The organism is Haladaptatus ordinarius (genome assembly GCF_054177595.1).
Genome location: NZ_JBPEHH010000033.1, coordinates 1 through 17,857, shown reverse-complemented (window position 1 = coordinate 17,857; position 17,857 = coordinate 1). Strand labels below are relative to the sequence as shown.

At 63.1% G+C, this 17,857-nt stretch carries 17 protein-coding genes, 1 tRNA gene and 1 pseudogene; 11 read left to right on the top strand and 8 right to left on the bottom strand.

The annotated features are described in order from the left end of the window. Positions 1–5: 5 nt before the first annotated feature. Positions 6–1,283: an RNA-guided endonuclease InsQ/TnpB family protein gene (locus ACR3FF_RS13550; protein WP_458188606.1), complete on the bottom strand. Its 1,278-nt coding sequence runs from the start codon at positions 1,281–1,283 to the stop codon at positions 6–8. 355 nt (positions 1,284–1,638) lie between these two features. Here ACR3FF_RS13550 and ACR3FF_RS13545 point away from each other — a divergent pair, with 355 nt between their 5' ends. Next, positions 1,639–3,444 carry a S9 family peptidase gene (locus tag ACR3FF_RS13545; RefSeq protein ID WP_458188605.1) on the top strand — a complete coding sequence of 602 codons (1,806 nt, stop codon included), beginning with the start codon at positions 1,639–1,641 and terminating at the stop codon, positions 3,442–3,444. 54 nt (positions 3,445–3,498) lie between these two features. On the opposite strand, the gene ACR3FF_RS13540 is transcribed toward ACR3FF_RS13545, so the two are convergent. Next, positions 3,499–4,473 (bottom strand): WD40/YVTN/BNR-like repeat-containing protein, encoded by a 975-nt coding sequence (locus ACR3FF_RS13540; RefSeq protein WP_458188604.1) that lies wholly within the window; start codon positions 4,471–4,473, stop codon positions 3,499–3,501. Positions 4,474–4,583: 110 nt separating this feature from the next. Between ACR3FF_RS13540 and ACR3FF_RS13535 the strand changes: the two genes are divergently transcribed. Next, the gene (locus ACR3FF_RS13535) at positions 4,584–5,777 is read left to right on the top strand and encodes an MFS transporter (protein ID WP_458188603.1); all 1,194 of its coding nucleotides are present in this window, start codon (positions 4,584–4,586) and stop codon (positions 5,775–5,777) included. Here ACR3FF_RS13535 and ACR3FF_RS13530 read toward each other — a convergent pair. Then, entirely contained in the window at positions 5,772–5,972 is a 201-nt protein-coding gene (locus tag ACR3FF_RS13530) for a 30S ribosomal protein S17e (RefSeq protein WP_458188602.1), read from the bottom strand. The genes ACR3FF_RS13535 and ACR3FF_RS13530 overlap by 6 nt on opposite strands. 260 nt (positions 5,973–6,232) lie before the next feature. On the opposite strand from ACR3FF_RS13530, the gene ACR3FF_RS13525 reads away from it, so the two are divergent. Continuing rightward, positions 6,233–6,355 (top strand): hypothetical protein, encoded by a 123-nt coding sequence (locus ACR3FF_RS13525; protein WP_458188601.1) that lies wholly within the window; start codon positions 6,233–6,235, stop codon positions 6,353–6,355. Between the two features lie 6 nt (positions 6,356–6,361). Here ACR3FF_RS13525 and msrA read toward each other — a convergent pair whose 3' ends face one another. After that, entirely contained in the window at positions 6,362–6,895 is a 534-nt protein-coding gene (msrA, locus tag ACR3FF_RS13520) for a peptide-methionine (S)-S-oxide reductase MsrA (protein ID WP_458188600.1), read from the bottom strand. Between the two features lie 93 nt (positions 6,896–6,988). Then, the gene (locus tag ACR3FF_RS13515; RefSeq protein ID WP_458188599.1) at positions 6,989–8,206 is read right to left on the bottom strand and encodes a polysaccharide deacetylase family protein; all 1,218 of its coding nucleotides are present in this window, start codon (positions 8,204–8,206) and stop codon (positions 6,989–6,991) included. A 236-nt stretch (positions 8,207–8,442) separates the two neighbouring features. Between ACR3FF_RS13515 and ACR3FF_RS13510 the strand changes: the two genes are divergently transcribed. After that, positions 8,443–9,423 carry a transcription initiation factor IIB gene (locus ACR3FF_RS13510; RefSeq protein WP_458188598.1) on the top strand — a complete coding sequence of 327 codons (981 nt, stop codon included), beginning with the start codon at positions 8,443–8,445 and terminating at the stop codon, positions 9,421–9,423. Here ACR3FF_RS13510 and ACR3FF_RS13505 read toward each other — a convergent pair. Next, positions 9,420–10,901: an Hvo_1808 family surface protein gene (locus tag ACR3FF_RS13505; RefSeq protein ID WP_458188597.1), complete on the bottom strand. Its 1,482-nt coding sequence runs from the start codon at positions 10,899–10,901 to the stop codon at positions 9,420–9,422. The genes ACR3FF_RS13510 and ACR3FF_RS13505 overlap by 4 nt on opposite strands. Before the next feature lie 201 nt (positions 10,902–11,102). On the opposite strand from ACR3FF_RS13505, the gene ACR3FF_RS13500 reads away from it, so the two are divergent. From ACR3FF_RS13500 to ACR3FF_RS13480, 5 genes are all read left to right on the top strand, one after another. Further along, a complete protein-coding gene (locus ACR3FF_RS13500) occupies positions 11,103–11,906 on the top strand; it encodes a GNAT family N-acetyltransferase (protein ID WP_458188596.1) in 804 nt (267 codons plus the stop codon). Positions 11,907–12,004: 98 nt separating this feature from the next. Further along, positions 12,005–12,946, top strand: a complete 942-nt coding sequence (locus ACR3FF_RS13495; RefSeq protein ID WP_458188594.1) for a DUF4129 domain-containing protein — start codon at positions 12,005–12,007, stop codon at positions 12,944–12,946. Next, on the top strand, positions 12,943–13,512 hold the full coding sequence (locus ACR3FF_RS13490; protein WP_458188593.1) for a DUF7269 family protein: 570 nt from the start codon (positions 12,943–12,945) through the stop codon (positions 13,510–13,512). The genes ACR3FF_RS13495 and ACR3FF_RS13490 overlap by 4 nt, the downstream gene beginning before the upstream one ends. Continuing rightward, positions 13,509–14,780 (top strand): DUF58 domain-containing protein, encoded by a 1,272-nt coding sequence (locus tag ACR3FF_RS13485; protein ID WP_458188592.1) that lies wholly within the window; start codon positions 13,509–13,511, stop codon positions 14,778–14,780. Before ACR3FF_RS13490 ends, ACR3FF_RS13485 begins: the two co-directional genes overlap by 4 nt. Further along, complete coding sequence (locus ACR3FF_RS13480) at positions 14,777–15,274, top strand: DUF7519 family protein (RefSeq protein ID WP_458188591.1); 498 nt, start codon at positions 14,777–14,779, stop codon at positions 15,272–15,274. The genes ACR3FF_RS13485 and ACR3FF_RS13480 overlap by 4 nt, the downstream gene beginning before the upstream one ends. Before the next feature lie 39 nt (positions 15,275–15,313). On the opposite strand, the gene ACR3FF_RS13475 is transcribed toward ACR3FF_RS13480, so the two are convergent. After that, positions 15,314–16,264, bottom strand: coding sequence for an AAA family ATPase (locus tag ACR3FF_RS13475; protein ID WP_458188590.1), 951 nt, complete (start codon positions 16,262–16,264; stop codon positions 15,314–15,316). Between the two features lie 102 nt (positions 16,265–16,366). Between ACR3FF_RS13475 and ACR3FF_RS13470 the strand changes: the two genes are divergently transcribed. Next, a tRNA-Ser gene (locus ACR3FF_RS13470) sits at positions 16,367–16,451 on the top strand. A gap of 116 nt (positions 16,452–16,567) precedes the next feature. Here ACR3FF_RS13470 and ACR3FF_RS13465 read toward each other — a convergent pair. Further along, a complete protein-coding gene (locus tag ACR3FF_RS13465) occupies positions 16,568–17,536 on the bottom strand; it encodes a transposase (protein WP_458188639.1) in 969 nt (322 codons plus the stop codon). A gap of 81 nt (positions 17,537–17,617) precedes the next feature. Between ACR3FF_RS13465 and ACR3FF_RS13460 the strand changes: the two are divergent. Further along, a pseudogene (locus ACR3FF_RS13460) lies at positions 17,618–17,857 on the top strand (ISH3 family transposase); the annotation flags it as partial.

The window sequence follows — 17,857 nt, the reverse complement described above, 5'->3', positions numbered from 1 at the left end:
GGATATTAAGATTCGCGGTTACCAACTTGTTCTCGCGGGGCGAACCGGCCCTCGCTGCAATCGAACAAGCGCACCGCTGGCTGTGCCAACCAGCCGTTATCCCTATCTCCCCCATCACAGGCGAGATTCGGGAGTACTTTTCGTCTGATATTCTCCGCACCATTACTATCGGCGTTCGCAACTAACCCACACTCACATACGTACATGCCTCGCTGAATGCGCTGGCGGTCGTCAGACCGACCACACGCACAACACGTTTTCGACGTATTGCGCTCGGACTTCGTGACGACCGCAATACCGCATTCTTCGGCCTTGTACTCAAGCATCGACGTGAAGCGGTCGAACGCCCACCCGTGCAAGTCGAGATTGCCGTGCTTACCCCAGTTTCGAGCATCGCCGTTCTCGTCCTCGCGGGTGCCGCCGAGGTCACCAACAACAATCGTTCCGACACCCCTTTTGGAACACTCGGATACGATGTCCTTCGACAGCGTGTGCAAGAAGTGTGTCCGGCGGTCAGTACGTTTGGTGTCGAGACGGCGGGCTTCGCGTGATGCCGAGTCGTCCGTCTCGGCACGCTTCTTGGCGAAGTAGTATTCGTCTTCTTTGAGCGCCCCACCGGGATACAACACTGATTCGTTGCCGTACGAGACTGTGGCGAGGTTGCAGATGCCAAGGTCGATTCCTGCCACGCCGTCACCGGGCGATTCAGCTTCGTCAATCGAGACGCGACAGACGAAATGCAACCGCCAGATGCCGTGTTCGTACACCGCACGAACCTGCTGAACGTTCTCGATAGTTCTGTCGGACGGGCCGATGGCATCGTACTCGCACAGAACGAAGTCCGGCCAATTCTCTTTGAGGTTCTTGCCTTTCGAGAGACGGACTCGGTTGTTGTGCGTGTCGTGCTTGAAACCAGCTGCTTTGAACGTGATTGTTGACCGTGGGTGGTCGTCGTTGTGTTTGCGGTAGCCAGGCGGATTCGCGTTCTCATCCCCGTTTCCGCGCTTGCCGTACCAACTGGTGAACGCCTCACCGAGTTCTTGGAGAACTCGTTGACTCGACTGAGAATGGAGGTCACTGTAGCGTTCGTGGTTCTTGAGGTACGCCATGAGCGCGTTCGCGCCGGGAATCTGGCCGCAACCGTCCCAGACACGTTGGACCGTCCATCGGCCAACGTTCCAGAGCTTGCTGGCGGCGAATCCGAGCGAATCAAGGTCGTTGCGTACCTGCGAGTAGTTGCAGATACGGGCGCGATAGGTTCGCGTAACGACCTGTTTCGCCATACGTAACCTATGTCACCACAAATACTTATACCTGTGTAGTGCGGAGTGAATGTGAAACAATCCGTGGAATATCCGGCCCTGCTATCGTCGGCGGTATCTGAATACGGTGTCGGATTCATCCCCGCCGTAAACGGCGAGGCTTTCTCCTCGAACTTTTCGTAATCTCGGTCGAGAGCTTCCGGGGTCGGTGGTCCACGCCGACGCCGTCGCCACCCTCGTGGAGTAGCTGCCGAGAACGACCATTTCGAATTCGATTTTCGACGACTCCGACGATAGCCCGCGGATTGGCCGTCGTCATCGACTCGTATCTCACGACCGAAAAGATTGTTACACTGACGTTTGTGGGTACGTCACGATGACGGAGGAATTCTCACTCGAAGAACTCGCGAGCCTTCCGGAGTTTCACCACCCCGCTGCCTCACCCGACGGAGAGCAAGTTGCAGTCTACTACGACGGCACGGGCCGCAACGAACTCCACGTCATCGACGTGGCGACCGGTGAGATGCGGCAAGTGAGCGACGGAGAGGTACCACGAAACGCGCGCTGGTGGTTCACGTGGGCACCGGACGGCGAGCGCCTGTTCTTCCACAACGACGACGCGGGGAATGAGCAAAACGACATCTGGGAGATCGACCTCGATGGGAACGCCCGCCCCGTCGTCGAAGATTCTGGGCAGTGTGTCCTCACTGACGTACGCGACGACAGACTGCTCTACACCAGTAGTGCCGGCGGGCAGATGAACCTCTACTGCTACGACCGCGAGACGGAGACGAGCGACCAACTCACCGACTACGAGCTAGGGGTCCACTTCGCGCTGTTCAGTCCCGATGGTGACCGAATCGCGTACGTGGCCAACGAATCGGAGGACCTGAAGAACGTCGACGTGTACGTGGCCGACGCCGATGGGTCGAATCCACGAAACCTCGAAATCGGGACGGAGGGGAGCGAATCCCGGCTTTCGGGCTGGTCACCCGACGGGACCCGGCTCCTCGTCTCGGACAACTCCGAAGACAAGACGCGCTGTGGCGTCTACGACTTCGAATCGGACGAGATAGACTGGTTCGGGACGGGCGAGTACGTCGAGAATCCCGTCACATTCCTCCCGGACGGGAGTGGCTTCCTCGCGCTTCGAACGCGAGATGCTGCCATCGTCCCGCTCGTCTACGACCTCGACGGCGAGACGACGGACCTCGACCTCCCTGTCGGCGTCGCGTCGTTCCCGAAACTCGGCGACTCGGCCCTGCTCGGGGAGGGACGACTGCTCGTAGAGCAGACGACGCCCACCCAGCGTCCTGCGCTTCTCGTCACCGACGTCGACTCGGGCGAGACACGAACCCTCCTCGAACCGGAGTACGGCGATATCGACCCCGAATCGTTCACCGACGCGGAGTACATAACCTTCGAATCGCACGACGGGTGGGAGATCGGCGGTCTGCTGTACGATTCGGGTGAACGACCGTCTCCGGCGGTCGTGAAGATACACGGCGGCCCGGCGTCACACGACCTTCGGGAGTTCGACCAGCGAGCACAGTTTTTCACCAACCGTGGGTACAGCGTCCTCGAGATCAACTACCGTGGCTCGATCGGACGCGGGCGGGAGTTCAAGAACAGCCTCATCGGTGACTGGGGTGGCACAGAGCAGGAGGACATCGCAGAAGGAGTTCGCTGGCTCCGCGAACAGGAGTGGATAGACGAGGAGCGAATCGTCGCCTATGGCGGCTCCTACGGCGGCTACAGCGCCTACTGGCAGATGGTGCAGTATCCAGAGCTGTACGCGGCGGGCATCGCGTGGGTCGGCGTCACCGACCTCCACGACATGTACGAGAACACGATGCCACACTTCCAGACCGGACTCATGGAGAAGTATCTGGGCGACCCCGAGGAGAACTACGACCTCTATCGGGAGCGCAGCCCCATCGAGTACACCGAGAATCTCAGCGAGCCACTGCTGCTGGTTCACGGCGTCAACGACCGTCGAGTGCCCGTCTCGCAGGCGAGACTGTTCCGCGACCGACTCGACGAAGACGGATTCGAGGAGGATGTGGACTACGAATACGAGGAACTCGGTGCGGAAGGCCACGGCAGCACCGACATCGACCAGAAAATCCGCTCGTTCGAACTCGTCGGCGACTTCCTCGACCGGCGGATGCCGTCCCGGTAGAGAACTACCGGTCGACTCCGAAACACGGCCGACGCCGTCGTATCGCCGGTCGACCTACGGAAACACCGCCACGCCTCTCGCGGTCTGTTTCTCGAATCCGGCGGGCCACTCCACGTCGAGTCGGCTCCACGTCTCCCCCGCGTCCTCGGTTCGGTAGATTCCCCTGTTGTTGACGGCGTACAGTTCGCCAGCCGATTCTCCGGCAGTGAGCACCGCCCGAGTGATGCCCTCGCCGGTCGGAAGACCGTCGAGTCGCTCCCACGATTCGCCGTCGCGCTTGCGGTAGACGTACGACTCGGCGGAACTGGCGTTGTGCGCGGTTCGCGGCCCGCTGGCACTGGAGAGCAGGACGGTGTTCGGGTCGTCCGGAGCGAGCGCGACACTCCAGCAGTAGCGGTGGCCGAGTCCCTCCTGTGGGTACTGCCACGTCTCGCCGCCGTCTTCGGATTCTGCGTAGCCATCGCCCGCGGCAGACCAGACCCGTCCCGGCGCGTCGGGATGGGTCGCAAGCGAGTGGTTGTCCCGCCGAGCGCCCGAGACCCTGTCCTCCCACGTCTCGCCAGCGTCGTGCGTTTGTACGAGCGCACCGGCCTCGATACCGACGTAGAGGTGGTCCGTGTCGTACGGGTCCGGTTCTATCCACCGGACGTGGTGGGTGTGGGGGCGCGGCGGGAACGACCACTGCGGTTCCGAAGGTAGGTCGGTCAACCCCTCGCGTCGTTCCCACGAATCGCCGCCGTCGGTGCTTCGATAGACGGCACTGGGTTCGGTTCCGACCCACACCGTCTCGGGGTCGTCCGGGTCGACCGCGAGCGACATCACCGACTCGCGAATCGTCTCCCCGCCGACCGAGTGGAACGTCTCGCCCGCGTCGTCGCTTCGGAAGAGTCCGGCGTCGAACGTCCCACAGAAGACGCGGTCGGACGTCGCGGCGATACACTCTATGTCGTGGTCGGCCAGTCGTACTCCCGTCGTCTCCGTCTCGTCGGCGACGAGGAGCCCGCCTCGCATCGCGGCGTACAGGTGCATACACCGGACTACGTTCCCTAGATGCCTGTATCTATGGCAAAAATGACATATACATTACATAAATGAGTATCAGGAAACCGTTTACTATCAGTCGTTCGAAGTCTGGGTAGATGTCTCGTCTGCCGACCGTCTACAAGTACTACTGCTATCAGGCGACCATCTCGTTCGGATTTTTCTCGCCGATTTTCACCCTCTTTCTGCTCTATCGCAACCTCGATTACACACAGATTGCCCTTCTCAGCGCGCTTTACTCCACGCTGACGGTACTCGGCGAGATTCCGACGGGCTACGTCGGTGACCGAATCGGCCGCCGAGATAGCCTCCTCGTCAGTTCGGTCTGTATGACTGCCTCCATCCTGGGATTCGTCTTCGCACGCTCCTTTCTCGCACTCGCTGGGTTGTACGTCCTGTGGACGCTCTCGCTCGTCTTTCGCTCCGGCAGTGGTGATGCGTGGCTCTACGAGACGCTCCGTGCCGAACTCGGAACCGACCAGTTCGCTCGGGTTCGGGGTCGCGGTATGGCGGTCAATCGAGCGGTGACCGTCGTGACGGTGCTCGCCGGAGGAGTGTTGTACGAACTCGACCCCAGATTGCCGTTTCTCGCATCCGGCGTCCTGAACGGTGCCGGCGTGTTCGTGCTCCTGACGCTGCCACGGAATCGAGCGACGACGGACGACGACCGCGACGTGCTGTCGCCACTCGATGCGCTTCGAATCGTGCGCCACCACCTTTCGAAACCGCCGCTTCGGTCGTTCGTGACGTACGTGGCGCTGTTTTTCGCCGCGACTGCCGCGGTCGAGCCGTACGTCCAGCCGATAGCGACGGAAACGCTCGGGATTTCGGTCGAACTCATGGGACCACTGTACGCCGGATTCACGCTCATCTCTGCCGGATTGAGCTATCACGCCGGAACCATCGAGGACGTGGTGGGTCTCCGGATGACGACGGTGTTCGTCCCGCTGTTCTTCGGCGTCTCGCTCGTCGTCCCGGTGTTCGCTCCCATCTTCGCGCTCCCGATGTTCTTCGTCAGAACCGGTTCGCAGACTGTGCTTCAGCCGCTGGTCAACCAGCATATCAACGACAACGCGGGGTCGGTCGGCCGGGCCACGGTGCTCAGCGCCGCGTCGATGGTGTACGCGCTGGTCAGACTGCCGCTCAAACTCGCCGGGGGTGTCGTGGCCGATGGGTACTCGCCGCTGGTCGCCGTGGCGGTTCTCGGCGTGGTCGTGCTCGTCGGACTCGGAGTGGTCTACGCCTGGGAAGCGCCCGTCGGAACCGGAGCGACGACTACCGAACCGTCATAGGAACTCCTCTTCCCTGCCGCGTTCGTGTTTTCTCGTGACGTAGCCCGCAATTCGGTTGCGGACGCTCTTCGACGAGACGTTCGTCAACTTCGCTACGCTCTCTTTGTTCTGGTCGAAGTCGTCGGTGAACGCATCCGGGTAGCGTTCGAGCAGGATGTTTCCCACCTTCTTGACGTAATCTGGTTGGACTGGCATCGGTATCGGTGCTAACCACGCCGTGCGGTAAAACGATTGACGACGTTCTGACTCGTCGGTAGGGTGACTCCCAAGTCGTCTGTACTGTACCGTTCACGCTCTGCACACCGCGGATTGGCTGGCAGCGTTACAATCGAGGGAGAAAACCGTCGCACACTCGTGAGGTTTTCACACGACTACAGTGGGAGGCACCGACGGGACTGGTCACTCTTCGTTCCGTACCTCGTCCTCGCAACGCTCTCTTCGCCCTCGGTCCCGGTGTGTCAGTCACCACCGCCGCCATCGTCGTTCTACTCACGTGCGTCGTCCGCCGCAAAATCCGCGCTAGCGACGAGGCCGTGATGGAAGCAGACGCGTCTTCGTCCGACGAGTGTGACCGATAGCCTACTCTATTGTCGAACCTTCTCGGCGAACTTCTCGCGCACCTTCCGAATCTTCGGCTGGGCGTTCACCGTGCAGTAGGCGTCGTTGGGGTTCTTCTTGTAGTAGTTCTGGTGGTACTCCGAGGCCTCGTAGAACGCCTCCAGCGGTTCCACCTCGGTCACGATTGGGTCGTCGAACGCGTCTGCGGCTTCGAGTTCGTCTATGAACCGCTCTGCGGACGCCTTCTGGTCGTCGTCGTGGTAGAAGATGGCGGAGCGGTACTGGCTGCCCACGTCCGGCCCTTGCCGGTTCAGCGTCGTCGGGTCGTGGATGGTGAAAAACACCTGGAGCAGGTCGTCGTAGTCGACCGTCTGCGGGTCGTAGGTGAGCTGGACGACTTCCGCGTGGCCCGTGCTACCCGAGCAGACCTCTTCGTAGGACGGATACTCGACCGACCCGCCCGCGTAACCGGACGTGACCGACTCCACGCCCTCTAACTCCTCGAACGCGGCTTCGAGACACCAGAAACACCCGCCGGCGAGTGTCGCCTGTTCTGTCATACGAGACGGTAGGTATTCGATGCGTTAAGACCCTCCGGTGGCGGCCAAGTCTGTGGGAATCCGGCGGCCACCCAGAACCGCCCAGTGACCGACCTACAGTTCCAGCAGGTCGGAGGCGGTGATGACCTTTACGTCCTGCTTTTCGACGTACTTCAACAGCGCCTCGAACTCGCGTTCGCTCACGTCACCACCCTTCCCGACCTCGTGGAAGAGCGGGACGACGAGTTGGCCGTACTCGGCGGCGTAGTCGACGTAACGTTTCACGAGGTCGATATCCTTCCCGTACGTCCGCGAGACGATGGCGTCCTCGTGTTCGAAGGGCATCGCGTTCGGACAGGCACCGAAACTGAAGACGGTGTCGTAGTACTCGTGTGCGAGGTCGAACGTCGTCGCGCCGACGAGATTCTTCGGGACGAGCAGGTGGCGTGCGCCGTCTTCGAATCCCATCGATTCGAGCGAGCCACGCGTGCCTTTGAGGAGCGCTTTCTGTTCGTCGTCGGAGTATTCGGAGATGAACTGCGCGCCGACGTTGGGATGGGCCGCGACGTCCCAGCCGCCCTTCGCCATGGTGGACAACTCCTCGTCGGTCAAGCGGTCGTCGTTGCCGATGCTCTCGGGGATGGCACCCTCGACGCCCGCGAAATCGTACTCGTTCATCAACTCGAACGCACGGTAGTGACTGGCGTGACTGTCGTCGAACGTGAACATCACGTAGCCCGTGTCCGAGCGAGAGACCGTCCGGAGGTCGTCGACGAAGAACTCGACCGGTTTCTCCGCGTTCGGGTCGACCGGTCGCCCGACGATGCGAAGTTCGTCGACCGCCGAGAGGTCTGCTCCCTCGTCCATCCCCGTGATGCCGAAGTTGACACGCACCCAGCGGTCTTTCGGCCCGACCAGCGTCCGTTTCAGCGTGACGACGTGCTCGCTGTCGGGTGCGAGGAATTGGATGGCGATTTTCACCTGTTCGTGAGTCGTGAACTTGACCGCCATCGAGAAGTTCGTTCCCCGGAGGTCCGTCCCGGAAAGCGACCGGACGATCTGTCCCGCATTCGTCTGCTCGCTCCCGGTAACGCGCGCACACCGCGAACCCTCGTACGCGTCGGTCGATTTCGAGAGCGACCCCTGTCCGTCCACGGTTTGCCAGTGAGCGAGGTTCGTAAAGTCGTCTGCGACCGCGACGTTCGCCCCACCGGAACCACTTGCTTTTCCACCGTCGTCGGCCGCCGGGAACGACCCGGAGAGCGACGAACACCCTGCGAGCCCGATTACACCGGCAGTGGCGACGAACGTTCGACGCGTCTGTCTCGTCATCTCTGGTGGGCTGGAAGTACCAGGGGTATATTCTTATGTGCAGTTTAATCTGGGCATATACTGTCGATAGAGAACAAAATTTCGGACACGTATTCGGGAGCAGATAGTTAGACTCCGCCAGATGACAGGATGCAATCATACGATATCTTTAAATACTTGCTTCACTAACCTATAGTTAGCGAACTGGTTTCCGGCGCACGTTTTCTCCCTTCTGGAAACCGCTTTCATCCACGATAATGAGTACGAAAACGAAGCAGACAGAACGGACTGTATCGACCACCGAACGAGAACACGACGCCTGCCCCGAGTGCGGCGGTCACCTCGTCACCGACGCGGAACACGCAGAGACCGCCTGTGCGGAGTGCGGTCTCGTCGTCGAAGCGGACGCCATCGACCGCGGGCCGGAGTGGCGCGCGTTCGACGCCGCAGAACGCGACTCGAAATCCCGCGTCGGCGCCCCGACGACGAAGATGATGCACGACAAGGGACTGTCGAGTAGCATCGGGTGGCAAGACAGAGACGCCTACGGCCGAACGTTGAGCCCTCGCCAGCGAGAGACCATGCAGCGCCTGCGCACGTGGGACGAGCGGTTCCGTACCCGAAACAGCAAGGAGCGCAACCTCAAGCAGGCGCTCGGCGAGATCGACCGCATGGCGAGCGCGCTCGGACTGCCGAAGAACGTCCGCGAGACGGCCAGCGTCATCTACCGTCGCGCGCTCGAAGACGACCTGCTTCCCGGCCGCTCCATCGAGGGCGTCGCGACCGCCTCGCTGTACGCCGCCGCGCGCCAGACCGGCGTCCCGCGCAGTCTGGACGAGGTGGCGAGCGTGAGCCGCATCGACGAGATGGAGTTCAAACGCACCTACCGCTACATCGTGCGCGAACTCAGCCTCGAAGTGAAACCGGCCGACCCGGAGCAGTTCCTCACTCGCTTCGAGAGCGAAGTCGACCTCGACGCGCGGACGAAACGCCGAGCGCACGACCTCCTCACGACCGCTCGAGAGGCGGGCATCACCAGCGGGAAGTCACCCCTCGGTCTCGCGGCCGCGGCGCTGTACGCCGCCGCACTCCTCGAAGACGAGGAGTTGACCCAGGACGCGGTCAGCGACATCGCGAACGTGAGCACCGTCACGATTCGAAACCGCTACCACGACCTGCTGACGGCGGCCGACGAGACCCAGGCGCTTCCGACGAACGCCACCGAAGCGACGGCCTAACGACCGAAATTTTTCGCGTCCGACGACGACTGGCGAGCTTCTTTCGCGGCACCAGGCCGAACGTCCTCCAAATCGTCGACCGTCGGGGCGTTCACTATCGTCACGGTTCGCCCGTCACGGACGACGCGGAAGGCGTCGGCGAAGCCACCGTCTTCGATGACCCACGTGCCGGGAGCGACGCGTCTCGCGTCCTGACCCCGGAGGAGGTCACGATACGCTCGCGTGAACTCCCGGGCGTCCTCGGTGGTGTCCCACTTCGACCGCCAGACGTAACCACGTTTCCCGTCTTTGTGGTACGGCCAGAGTCGGTCGTTCGCCCAGCCATCGGAGGGTTCGCTGGTGTAGTTGAACGTGTCGAACGTGCCAGCCTCGGGGTCTTCGAACTCCCGCCACTGGATGATGGGATTGTCGTAGGCCCGGCCCTGATACCAGAACATCGCGTAGATGCCGGTCTCACCGACCGTCTCGGAGCCGTTCTCACCCTTCTTTCCGTAGAGTTTCCAGCCGTTTTTCGCCTGTTCACCGAGACGGAGTGGCGCAGGTGGGTCCGACTCCTGGTCGGGGTCGATGACCTGCTCGGACGCTTTCGGTGGGTCGCGGTACTCTTTCGAAATCGCGCTCCAGCCGTCCGACTGGACGTTCGACGCGACGTACGCCGGGCCGTCAGAGTACGGCTGGATGATGGCGACCTGCATGGCGAGGTTGAAGTCGGGGAGTGGGCCACCACCGTATGGCGTCTTCGGACGCGGTGGGCCGGGCGTCTCGACGCACTCCCACTCCTCACCACAGCGTTGCGTGTACCGCTTTTCGACGTACATCGCTTCGCCTTCGGTCAGCCCCTGGCTGCCACGCCGCCCGTCCATCGTCTGCGCGCTGAACTGTGAGGACCCCAGTCCGACGTGCTGGTCCTGGAGAGCGTGTGTGAGTTCGTGAATCAGCGTCTCGTTGTCCACGACGAGCGGTCCCTCGGAGATGACGAATATCTGGTCTTCGCTCGGCAGGTAGAAACCGGCGACGCGCTGTTGCCAAAGTCGGGTCTGCTGTCGGGCGGCATCGGCCGACTCGTTGGTGGCGAACAGCGCTTCCCAGATCTGGTTCTCCCACGCCCGCTGGGACGGCGTGTATTGCTGTCGCGTCTGTAGGCGAACCAGCTCACTGTACCGTTCCCGCGGGAACGGTTCGACCTGGACGGGCCGCTTGAACTCCTGTTTCCGGATGAACTCGACGCGCGCCATCGCCCGACTCACGTAGGCTTTCAACTCCTCGTCCGACAGGCCGTCACTCTGGTCGACCGCGATGCTTTCGTTGTGCCAGTAGCCGTTCTCCCAGCCCAGAACGTCCCCACTCGGGTCCGGCGGGGCGGCCTGGCTCCCGCGCTGGTCGGCACCGCCGGTTCCGGCACCAGCGGTCCCAGCGATGGCGACCACTGGTGCGGTACAGACGAACAATACGACGACGAATACCCCCACGCCTCGCATACAGACGACACGGACGCGTGGAGTATAACGGTTAACCGTTGTCTCCTCCGCTCTCGCCCTCGAATTTGTCCGGAACCGGACGAAGGTTTCCGAGGTACCGTGAACATCGCACGACAGCGGCGGCCATCTTCCGAAAGCCCGGCGGTAGCCACCGCCGATTCCGTCACCGGCTTTATCGACGTGGGGGGAAATGGTACACACATGCAACTCCGCGAACCCGCTTCGGCCGACACCGAGCGAATGCGCGACCTCGCTAACAGCGCGATGACGACCTCGTACGCGCTCAGCCCCCGACAGATAGAGACGCTATCTGAGGAGCAGTTCGGCGAGGAACGATTGACGCGGACGTTCGACGACTCGGACGCCGTGGTGTTCGTCGCGGAGAGCGAGGAGTGGGACACTATCGTGGGCTTCGTCGTCGGTGAACGGGATGGGTCGGAGGGCGTGGTGAAGTGGTTGTTCGTCGACCCCGAACATCACGGTGCAGGAATCGGCACGCAACTGTTCGAATCCGCGGTCGAGTCACTTCGGGAACGCGGTGCAGACCGAATCTCGGCGACGACCTTCGATGCCAATACGGCGGGACACGACTTCTTCGAACGGTTCGGATTCGAACAAACGGACGAGAGAGAGGTGGAGGTCGGCGACGAATCGCTCATCGAGAACGTGTACACCGAACCGGCCGCTACCGACGAAACGACGACTGAACCGACCACGGAGGACACGGAACTCCCGAACACGGAAACGGACGACGGCGTGACGACCGCGACGACCGAAGACGGAACGCAGGTGTACGTCGCTCGCGACGAGGAAGAGTCGGGTACCGAAGACTCCTTTTACCCTGCCTACACCGACGAGGAACACACCGAACGGTTCGGCTACTACTGTAGCAACTGTGGCTCATTGGACACGACGATGGACAACGTGGAACGAATCAAGTGCACCCAGTGTGGCAACACTCACGCCTCGCGCTCGACCGACGAGTACGACGGGTCGTATCTATAAGGGAAACTCGCGGAAAATGCGCCCCTCTCGTTCGAGAAGTACGCTCGTACCTGAAAGAAGACAGAAAACCTAAGTTTTCAATACCAGTACTCGCAAACGTGGACCTAGATAGCGCCCGTCCTGTCGCCATCGCACTCCTCGGTGTCCTCGCCATCGCTCTCGCCGCGGCCACGCTGAACTCCGCGGTGACCGCGGACGGCGGAGGTGGCACCGGCTTCGGGTTCGGCCCCGGTGGCAGCGGTTTCGGTGAGACGGACGAATCGACGTCACCCGAACAGCCGGGCACCGCACCGGTCGTCCCCATCAGCTTTCCCTGCTATCCGGTGCTCATGTCCGGGCCCGCCATCGCGGCCATCGTGGGGGGATTTCTCCTTCTCGTCGGGGTCGCCTACTGGCGGGCCGGACTGCTCGGTGCCTTCGCCGTCGTCGGGCCGGTCGGGGTCCCGGTGTTGCTGGCTCACGCCATCCTGACCGCGTGTACGAGCGCATCCACCGGCGGCGCGAACGGTAGTCTCCTGCCCGGCGACGAACAGCGGAACTTCTCGCTCCCAGCGGGGGGTTCCGGTGGGGCGGGGGACGGCGCGGCGACCGTGCTGTCACCGTCGCTCGCGTTGTTCGTCGTCCTCGGCATCGCGCTCGTCGGTGCGGTCGTCCTGCTCGTCAAGAGTTCGAGCGGGAACGACCCCGACCTGCCCGAAGACGACGTGCCCACGACTGAAGAAGACATCGCCGCAGTCGGACGGGCGGCGGGCGAGGCGGCCGACCGCATCGAGTCTGACGCGAGCGTCGAAAACGAGGTGTACCGGGCGTGGCACGAGATGACCCACCACCTCGACGTGCCGTCACCCGAATCGAGCACGCCCGGGGAGTTCGCGGCGGCGGCCGTCGACGCCGGCATGAACGCCGACGACGTCTCCGAACTGACCACCACCTTCGAGGCGGTTCGCTACGGCGGCGAGGACCCGACGGGTGACCGCGAACGACGAGCCGTCTCGGCACTCCGTCGAATCGAGCGCCACTACGCGGAGGACGACCGATGAAAGACCGGCCACTGCTCACTGCGGTTGGAATCCTGGCCGTCGGCTGGGGGCTCGCGGTCGTGTTCGCCCCCGAACTCGCGTCGGTGGTCTCGACGGGCGCGGCGTTCGTGAAACTGCTCGGCGTGTTGGCCTTCGTTCAGGGGCTTCGCGTCGTCCAGAGCAGACGTCGCCACGACGTCCAACAGGCGGAGACGGGTGACCCGGAGACCAACGTCACGTTACCGACGCCGGGAGACGAGTTCGATGACCACCTCCGAACCGTTCACGCAGGCGGCCGAAACGAACGATTCCGGGCGCGAAAGAAGCTCAGGGAGATGCTGGAGCGCTCGCTGGTCGAGTCGATAGTCGACCGCGAGGGATGCTCCCGCGACGAAGCGCGGGAACGACTGAAAACCGGTGAGTGGACCGACGACCCGTACGCCGCCGCGTTTCTCGGTGGTCCGCCCGCGCCTCGTCGGTCGTTGCGAAAGTGGTTGCGCCTCTCGTTCGGCGGCGAGACGACGTTCCAGCGTCGTGTCCGTCGAACCACCGACGCCGTCGCGACCTACATGGAGGACGGTCGATGACGCTCCGCGAAACGGGTCGCTGGCACGGCGTGAGCGTGGTCGCGCTGTTCGCTGCGGCGGTCGGGGTGTTCGTCGGCAGTCCCGAGACGCTCCTCGTCGGCGTGGTCGGCGTCTCGTTCGCGGCGTACGCCCGAACCGCGACGTCCCCGACGACAGACCTCGAACTGTCCCGTTCGGTGAGCGACGCGTCGCCGGAACCCGGCGACGAAATCCGAGTCGAGGTGACGGTCGAGAACGTCGGAGACGCGACCGTCCCCGACCTCCGAATCGTCGACGGCGTGCCCGAGGCACTCGAAGTGACGACGGGGTCGCCGCGACTCGGGACCGCACTCCGTCCCGGCAAGCGGGCAGTCTTCGCGTACAGCGTCGAAGCGGTTCGCGGTGAGTACGCCTTCGACCCAGCGCAGGTGCTGGTCCGCGACTTCAGCGGTGCCGTCGAACGCGAGTTCGAACTCTCGAACGAGACGACGATTTCGTGTACGCCCAGACTCGCGGCGACGGCCGAGGCGATGCCACTCAGAGAACAGACGATTCGACACACCGGGCGCGTGACGACGCGCGAGGGCGGCGCGGGTGTCGAGTTCTTCGCCACCCGTGAGTACCGACCCGGCGACCCGCTCTCTCGTATCGACTGGAACCGAAAAGCGCGAACGGGCGAACTGACGACGATCGAGTTTCGGGAAGAGCGAACCGCGACCGTCGTCCTGCTCGTGGACGCCCGTGCGAAGGCCTACCTGGCCCCCGACGCCGACGACCCCGGGGCGGTCGAACACGCCGTTCGTGCCGCGGGCGACGCGTTCAGTGCCCTCCTCGACAACGGCGACCGCGTCGGCATCGCCGCGCTCGGTCCGCAGGAGGCCTGGCTCGCACCCGGGACGGGAACGTACCACCGGGCGGAAGCACGGCAACTCCTCTCACACGCGGCCGCGTTCGGCCGCGAGCCACCGGCCGGGACGTTCTACTCGACGCTGAAGATGCGGTGGCTGCTGCGGCGACTGCCCACCGACGCGCAGGTCGTGTTCTTCTCGCCGCTCTGTGACCGCTTCGCGCCGGAGGTGGCACGCCGCATCGACGCCAGCGGACACGCCGTGACGGTCATCAGCCCCGACCCGACCGCGGGCGGAACGACCGGGCAGCGACTCGCGCGGGCGGAGCGGAGACGACGACTCCAGTCGCTTCGAGCCAGCGGGCTTCGCGTCGTCGACTGGCACGCTGACGATACGCTCGGCGTGACGCTCGCCGAGGCCAACCGGAGGTGGGTTCGGTGACCGAAATCGACCGCTCGCCAGCGCGGGTGAGTCAACTGCTCGCTATCATCGCCGGATCGGTCGCACTCGGTGCGAGTACGCTGGTCGGCGGCGTGGGCGCACTCGTCGGACTGCTCGGCCTCCTGTTCGTCGCGCTCGGCGTGGTCCGAGGGTCTCGCGGAGGCGTGACCGTCGGGAGTTTCGTCCTCTTGCTCGGGGTCCTCGCGGGCGGACTCGTCTCTGCCCCACCGGAACTGCTCCTTCCCGGTGCGATGGCGACCGTACTGGCCTGGGACTTCGGCGAGCAGGCCATCAACGTCGGCGAGCAACTGGGCCGGGAGGCGGACACGCAGACCCTCGAGTTCACGCACGCCGCTGCGAGTACCGTGGTCGCGGTTTCGGCGGGCGGCGTCGGCTACGGAATCTACCTGGTCGGAAGCGGCGGCCAGCCGATGACCGCGCTGGTGTTCCTGTTGATTGCGGCGGTGGCGCTCACGTCGGCGCTTCGAGCGTGAGAAAATCGATATCGGCTACGGCTCCTTCTTCGAGGGGAGTCACTCCACCGTCGGGACGGGCACGCTGTCCAGCACCGTCTCGATTATCTCGTCTTTCCGGACGTTGTTCACCTTGGCGTCCGGGGTGAGGATGACGCGGTGGGAGAGCACGGGGTAGGCGACGCGCTTTACGTCGTCGGGGGTGACGAACTCCCGGCCCTGCATGGCCGCACGGGCGCGAGAGGCTTCGAAGAGGCGTTGCGTGCCGCGAGGCGAGACGCCGACCTCGACCCGGCGGTCTTCGCGCGTCTCGCGAGCGATGGAGGCCATGTATTCGAGCAGGTCTTCGTCGACGCGCACCGTCTCGGAGACGGACTGGAGATCGGTGACCTGCTGGCCGTCGAACACGCGCTCGACGGACGGACTCTGGCTGTGGCGGCCCGCCCGCCTGCGCAGCAGTTCGACTTCACCCTCCATGTCGGGGTAGCCGAGACTCGTCTTCACCGCGAAACGGTCGACCTGCGCCTCGGGGAGCGGGAACGTTCCCTCCTGTTCGACGGGGTTCTGCGTGGCGATGACGAAAAATGGGTCGGGGAGTGGGCGGGTGTCGCCGTCGACGGTCACCTGCTGTTCTTCCATTGCTTCGAGGAGCGCGGCCTGCGTCTTCGGCGGCGCGCGGTTGATTTCGTCCGCGAGGACCACGTTGGCGAAGATGGGGCCCTCGTTGAACTCGAACTGGCGGTCCTGTTCGTTGAAGACGTGGGTGCCGGTCACGTCCGCCGGGAGGAGGTCGGGCGTGAACTGCACGCGGCTGAACGACAGGCCGAGTGCGGAGGCGAAACTCCGCGCGGTGAGGGTCTTGCCGGTGCCGGGCACGTCCTCCAGGAGCACGTGGCCCTGGGCCATGACGCCGAGGAGAACCGTTTCGAGGAACTCGCGGTCGGCGATGACGGCGGTTCCGACCGCGTCCAGGACGGCGTCGCTTTTCACGTTCGCGTCTGTAACGTCCATGAAATCGTTCCCAACGGCCATCGATTTTAATTCGATGGTCAGTCGAATTGCCACTCTGCAGATCGAAACCCATAAAACGCACAGCGGGGTAGGTGTGGGTGAGCCGAGATAGCCTAGCCCGGCCAAGGCGGCAGATTCGAAATCTGCTGTCCTCACGGACACGGGAGTTCAAATCTCCCTCTCGGCGTTTCTCTCGGGAGCAAAACGGCGAGCACCGCGTAGCGTGTGCTCGCCACGGCGCGACCGAGAGATACCTCCCTCTCGGCGTGTTTCCTGACGGCGGAGGGTGTCATAGAAGAGTTCTCACACCCTGATCACGGTACTTCCCGGATTGTCTCCACGTTCGTAGTTGGTGATGGCGACGACGAGGCGAAGACACAGCGCGAGGAACACTTGTGCACGTGCGTGGACGCGGTCTCGGGCGTGTGTTCGCCCGAGGCCGCAGTCCTTCACTGATTCGTTGGTTCGTTCGACTCCACTCCGCCGGTTGTACGTCTCGTCTAGCGTCGATTGCTTCAGCTGGACGTCCTCGCTGTGTTTTTCGATGCGGTCTTCGACCCTGTACTCGATGTCTTTCGGCTCGTCAGTGTTTCGTACGTTGTACGGAGCGACTGGCACGACCCCTGCGGCCAGCAGGTGGTCGTGCCAGTCGAGGGTGTCGTAGGCGCTGTCACCGATCATCCAGATCGGCTGGGCGACGGCGAGCGCGTCACGGGTGACGCGCATCGCCGTCTCTTCTGGTGCTTGTTTGCTCTCGGTGAACTCGGCTGCAATCGGGATCTTTTGCCCGGTCGAGACGATCGTGCAGCCGTAGCCGTAGTAGTACTCGTCCTCGGTCGGATCGTAGCACTTCGACGCATCTGGATCGGCGGGCATCGCCCTCACATCGGTCGAATCGATGCAGTAGGTCACGTCGAGCAGGCCGCGGCGGGCGGCCTGTTCGACGAGCCGGTCAAAGACTTCGTCAACGACGTGTTCGAGGTCAGTGAGAAAGCGATCGGCCGCGTCTCTCGACGGCGGTCGATCGAAGCCACAGCTCAGCCAGACAACCGCGTTCCGAAGCTCTCGTTCAACAGGACGGATGCCGTAGATGTCCTTGTAGTAGCAGTGAAGTAAGCCACGCATCAGCTCTGGTGGTTCGTGGTCTCGTGTTCGCCCCGTCTGCGCCGGGGCGACCACGTCGAACTCTTCGAGAAACTCGAAGGAGAGGTGCTCGAACAGCGCTAGCGTCTCTGTCTCCACGACATTCGCTAGTTGTCCACTCTGGCTCAGGAGTCCAGCAGCTGATACGTAGTCCTGAGTGAAGCGGGTGAATCAGGAACCTGATTCATCCGCTGTCCGGATACGCACCTGGTGAACCTACCAAAGCTCAAACGGGTGCTTACAGATCCGGACGAGTTCATTACGAACAGCCAACTCAAGACTCTTGCTCTGGAGGTGCTCGAGTTGGTGCCGATGCCCGGAATCGAGGGCTGCCCCTCGATTCCGGCGATATCATGGAGGTGGTCCTCCGAGCGGCTGTCGGGACAACCTCGGTCAACGGCGTCACGACCAACACAGACGAGACACCCAACAGAGAACCCGTCATGGACT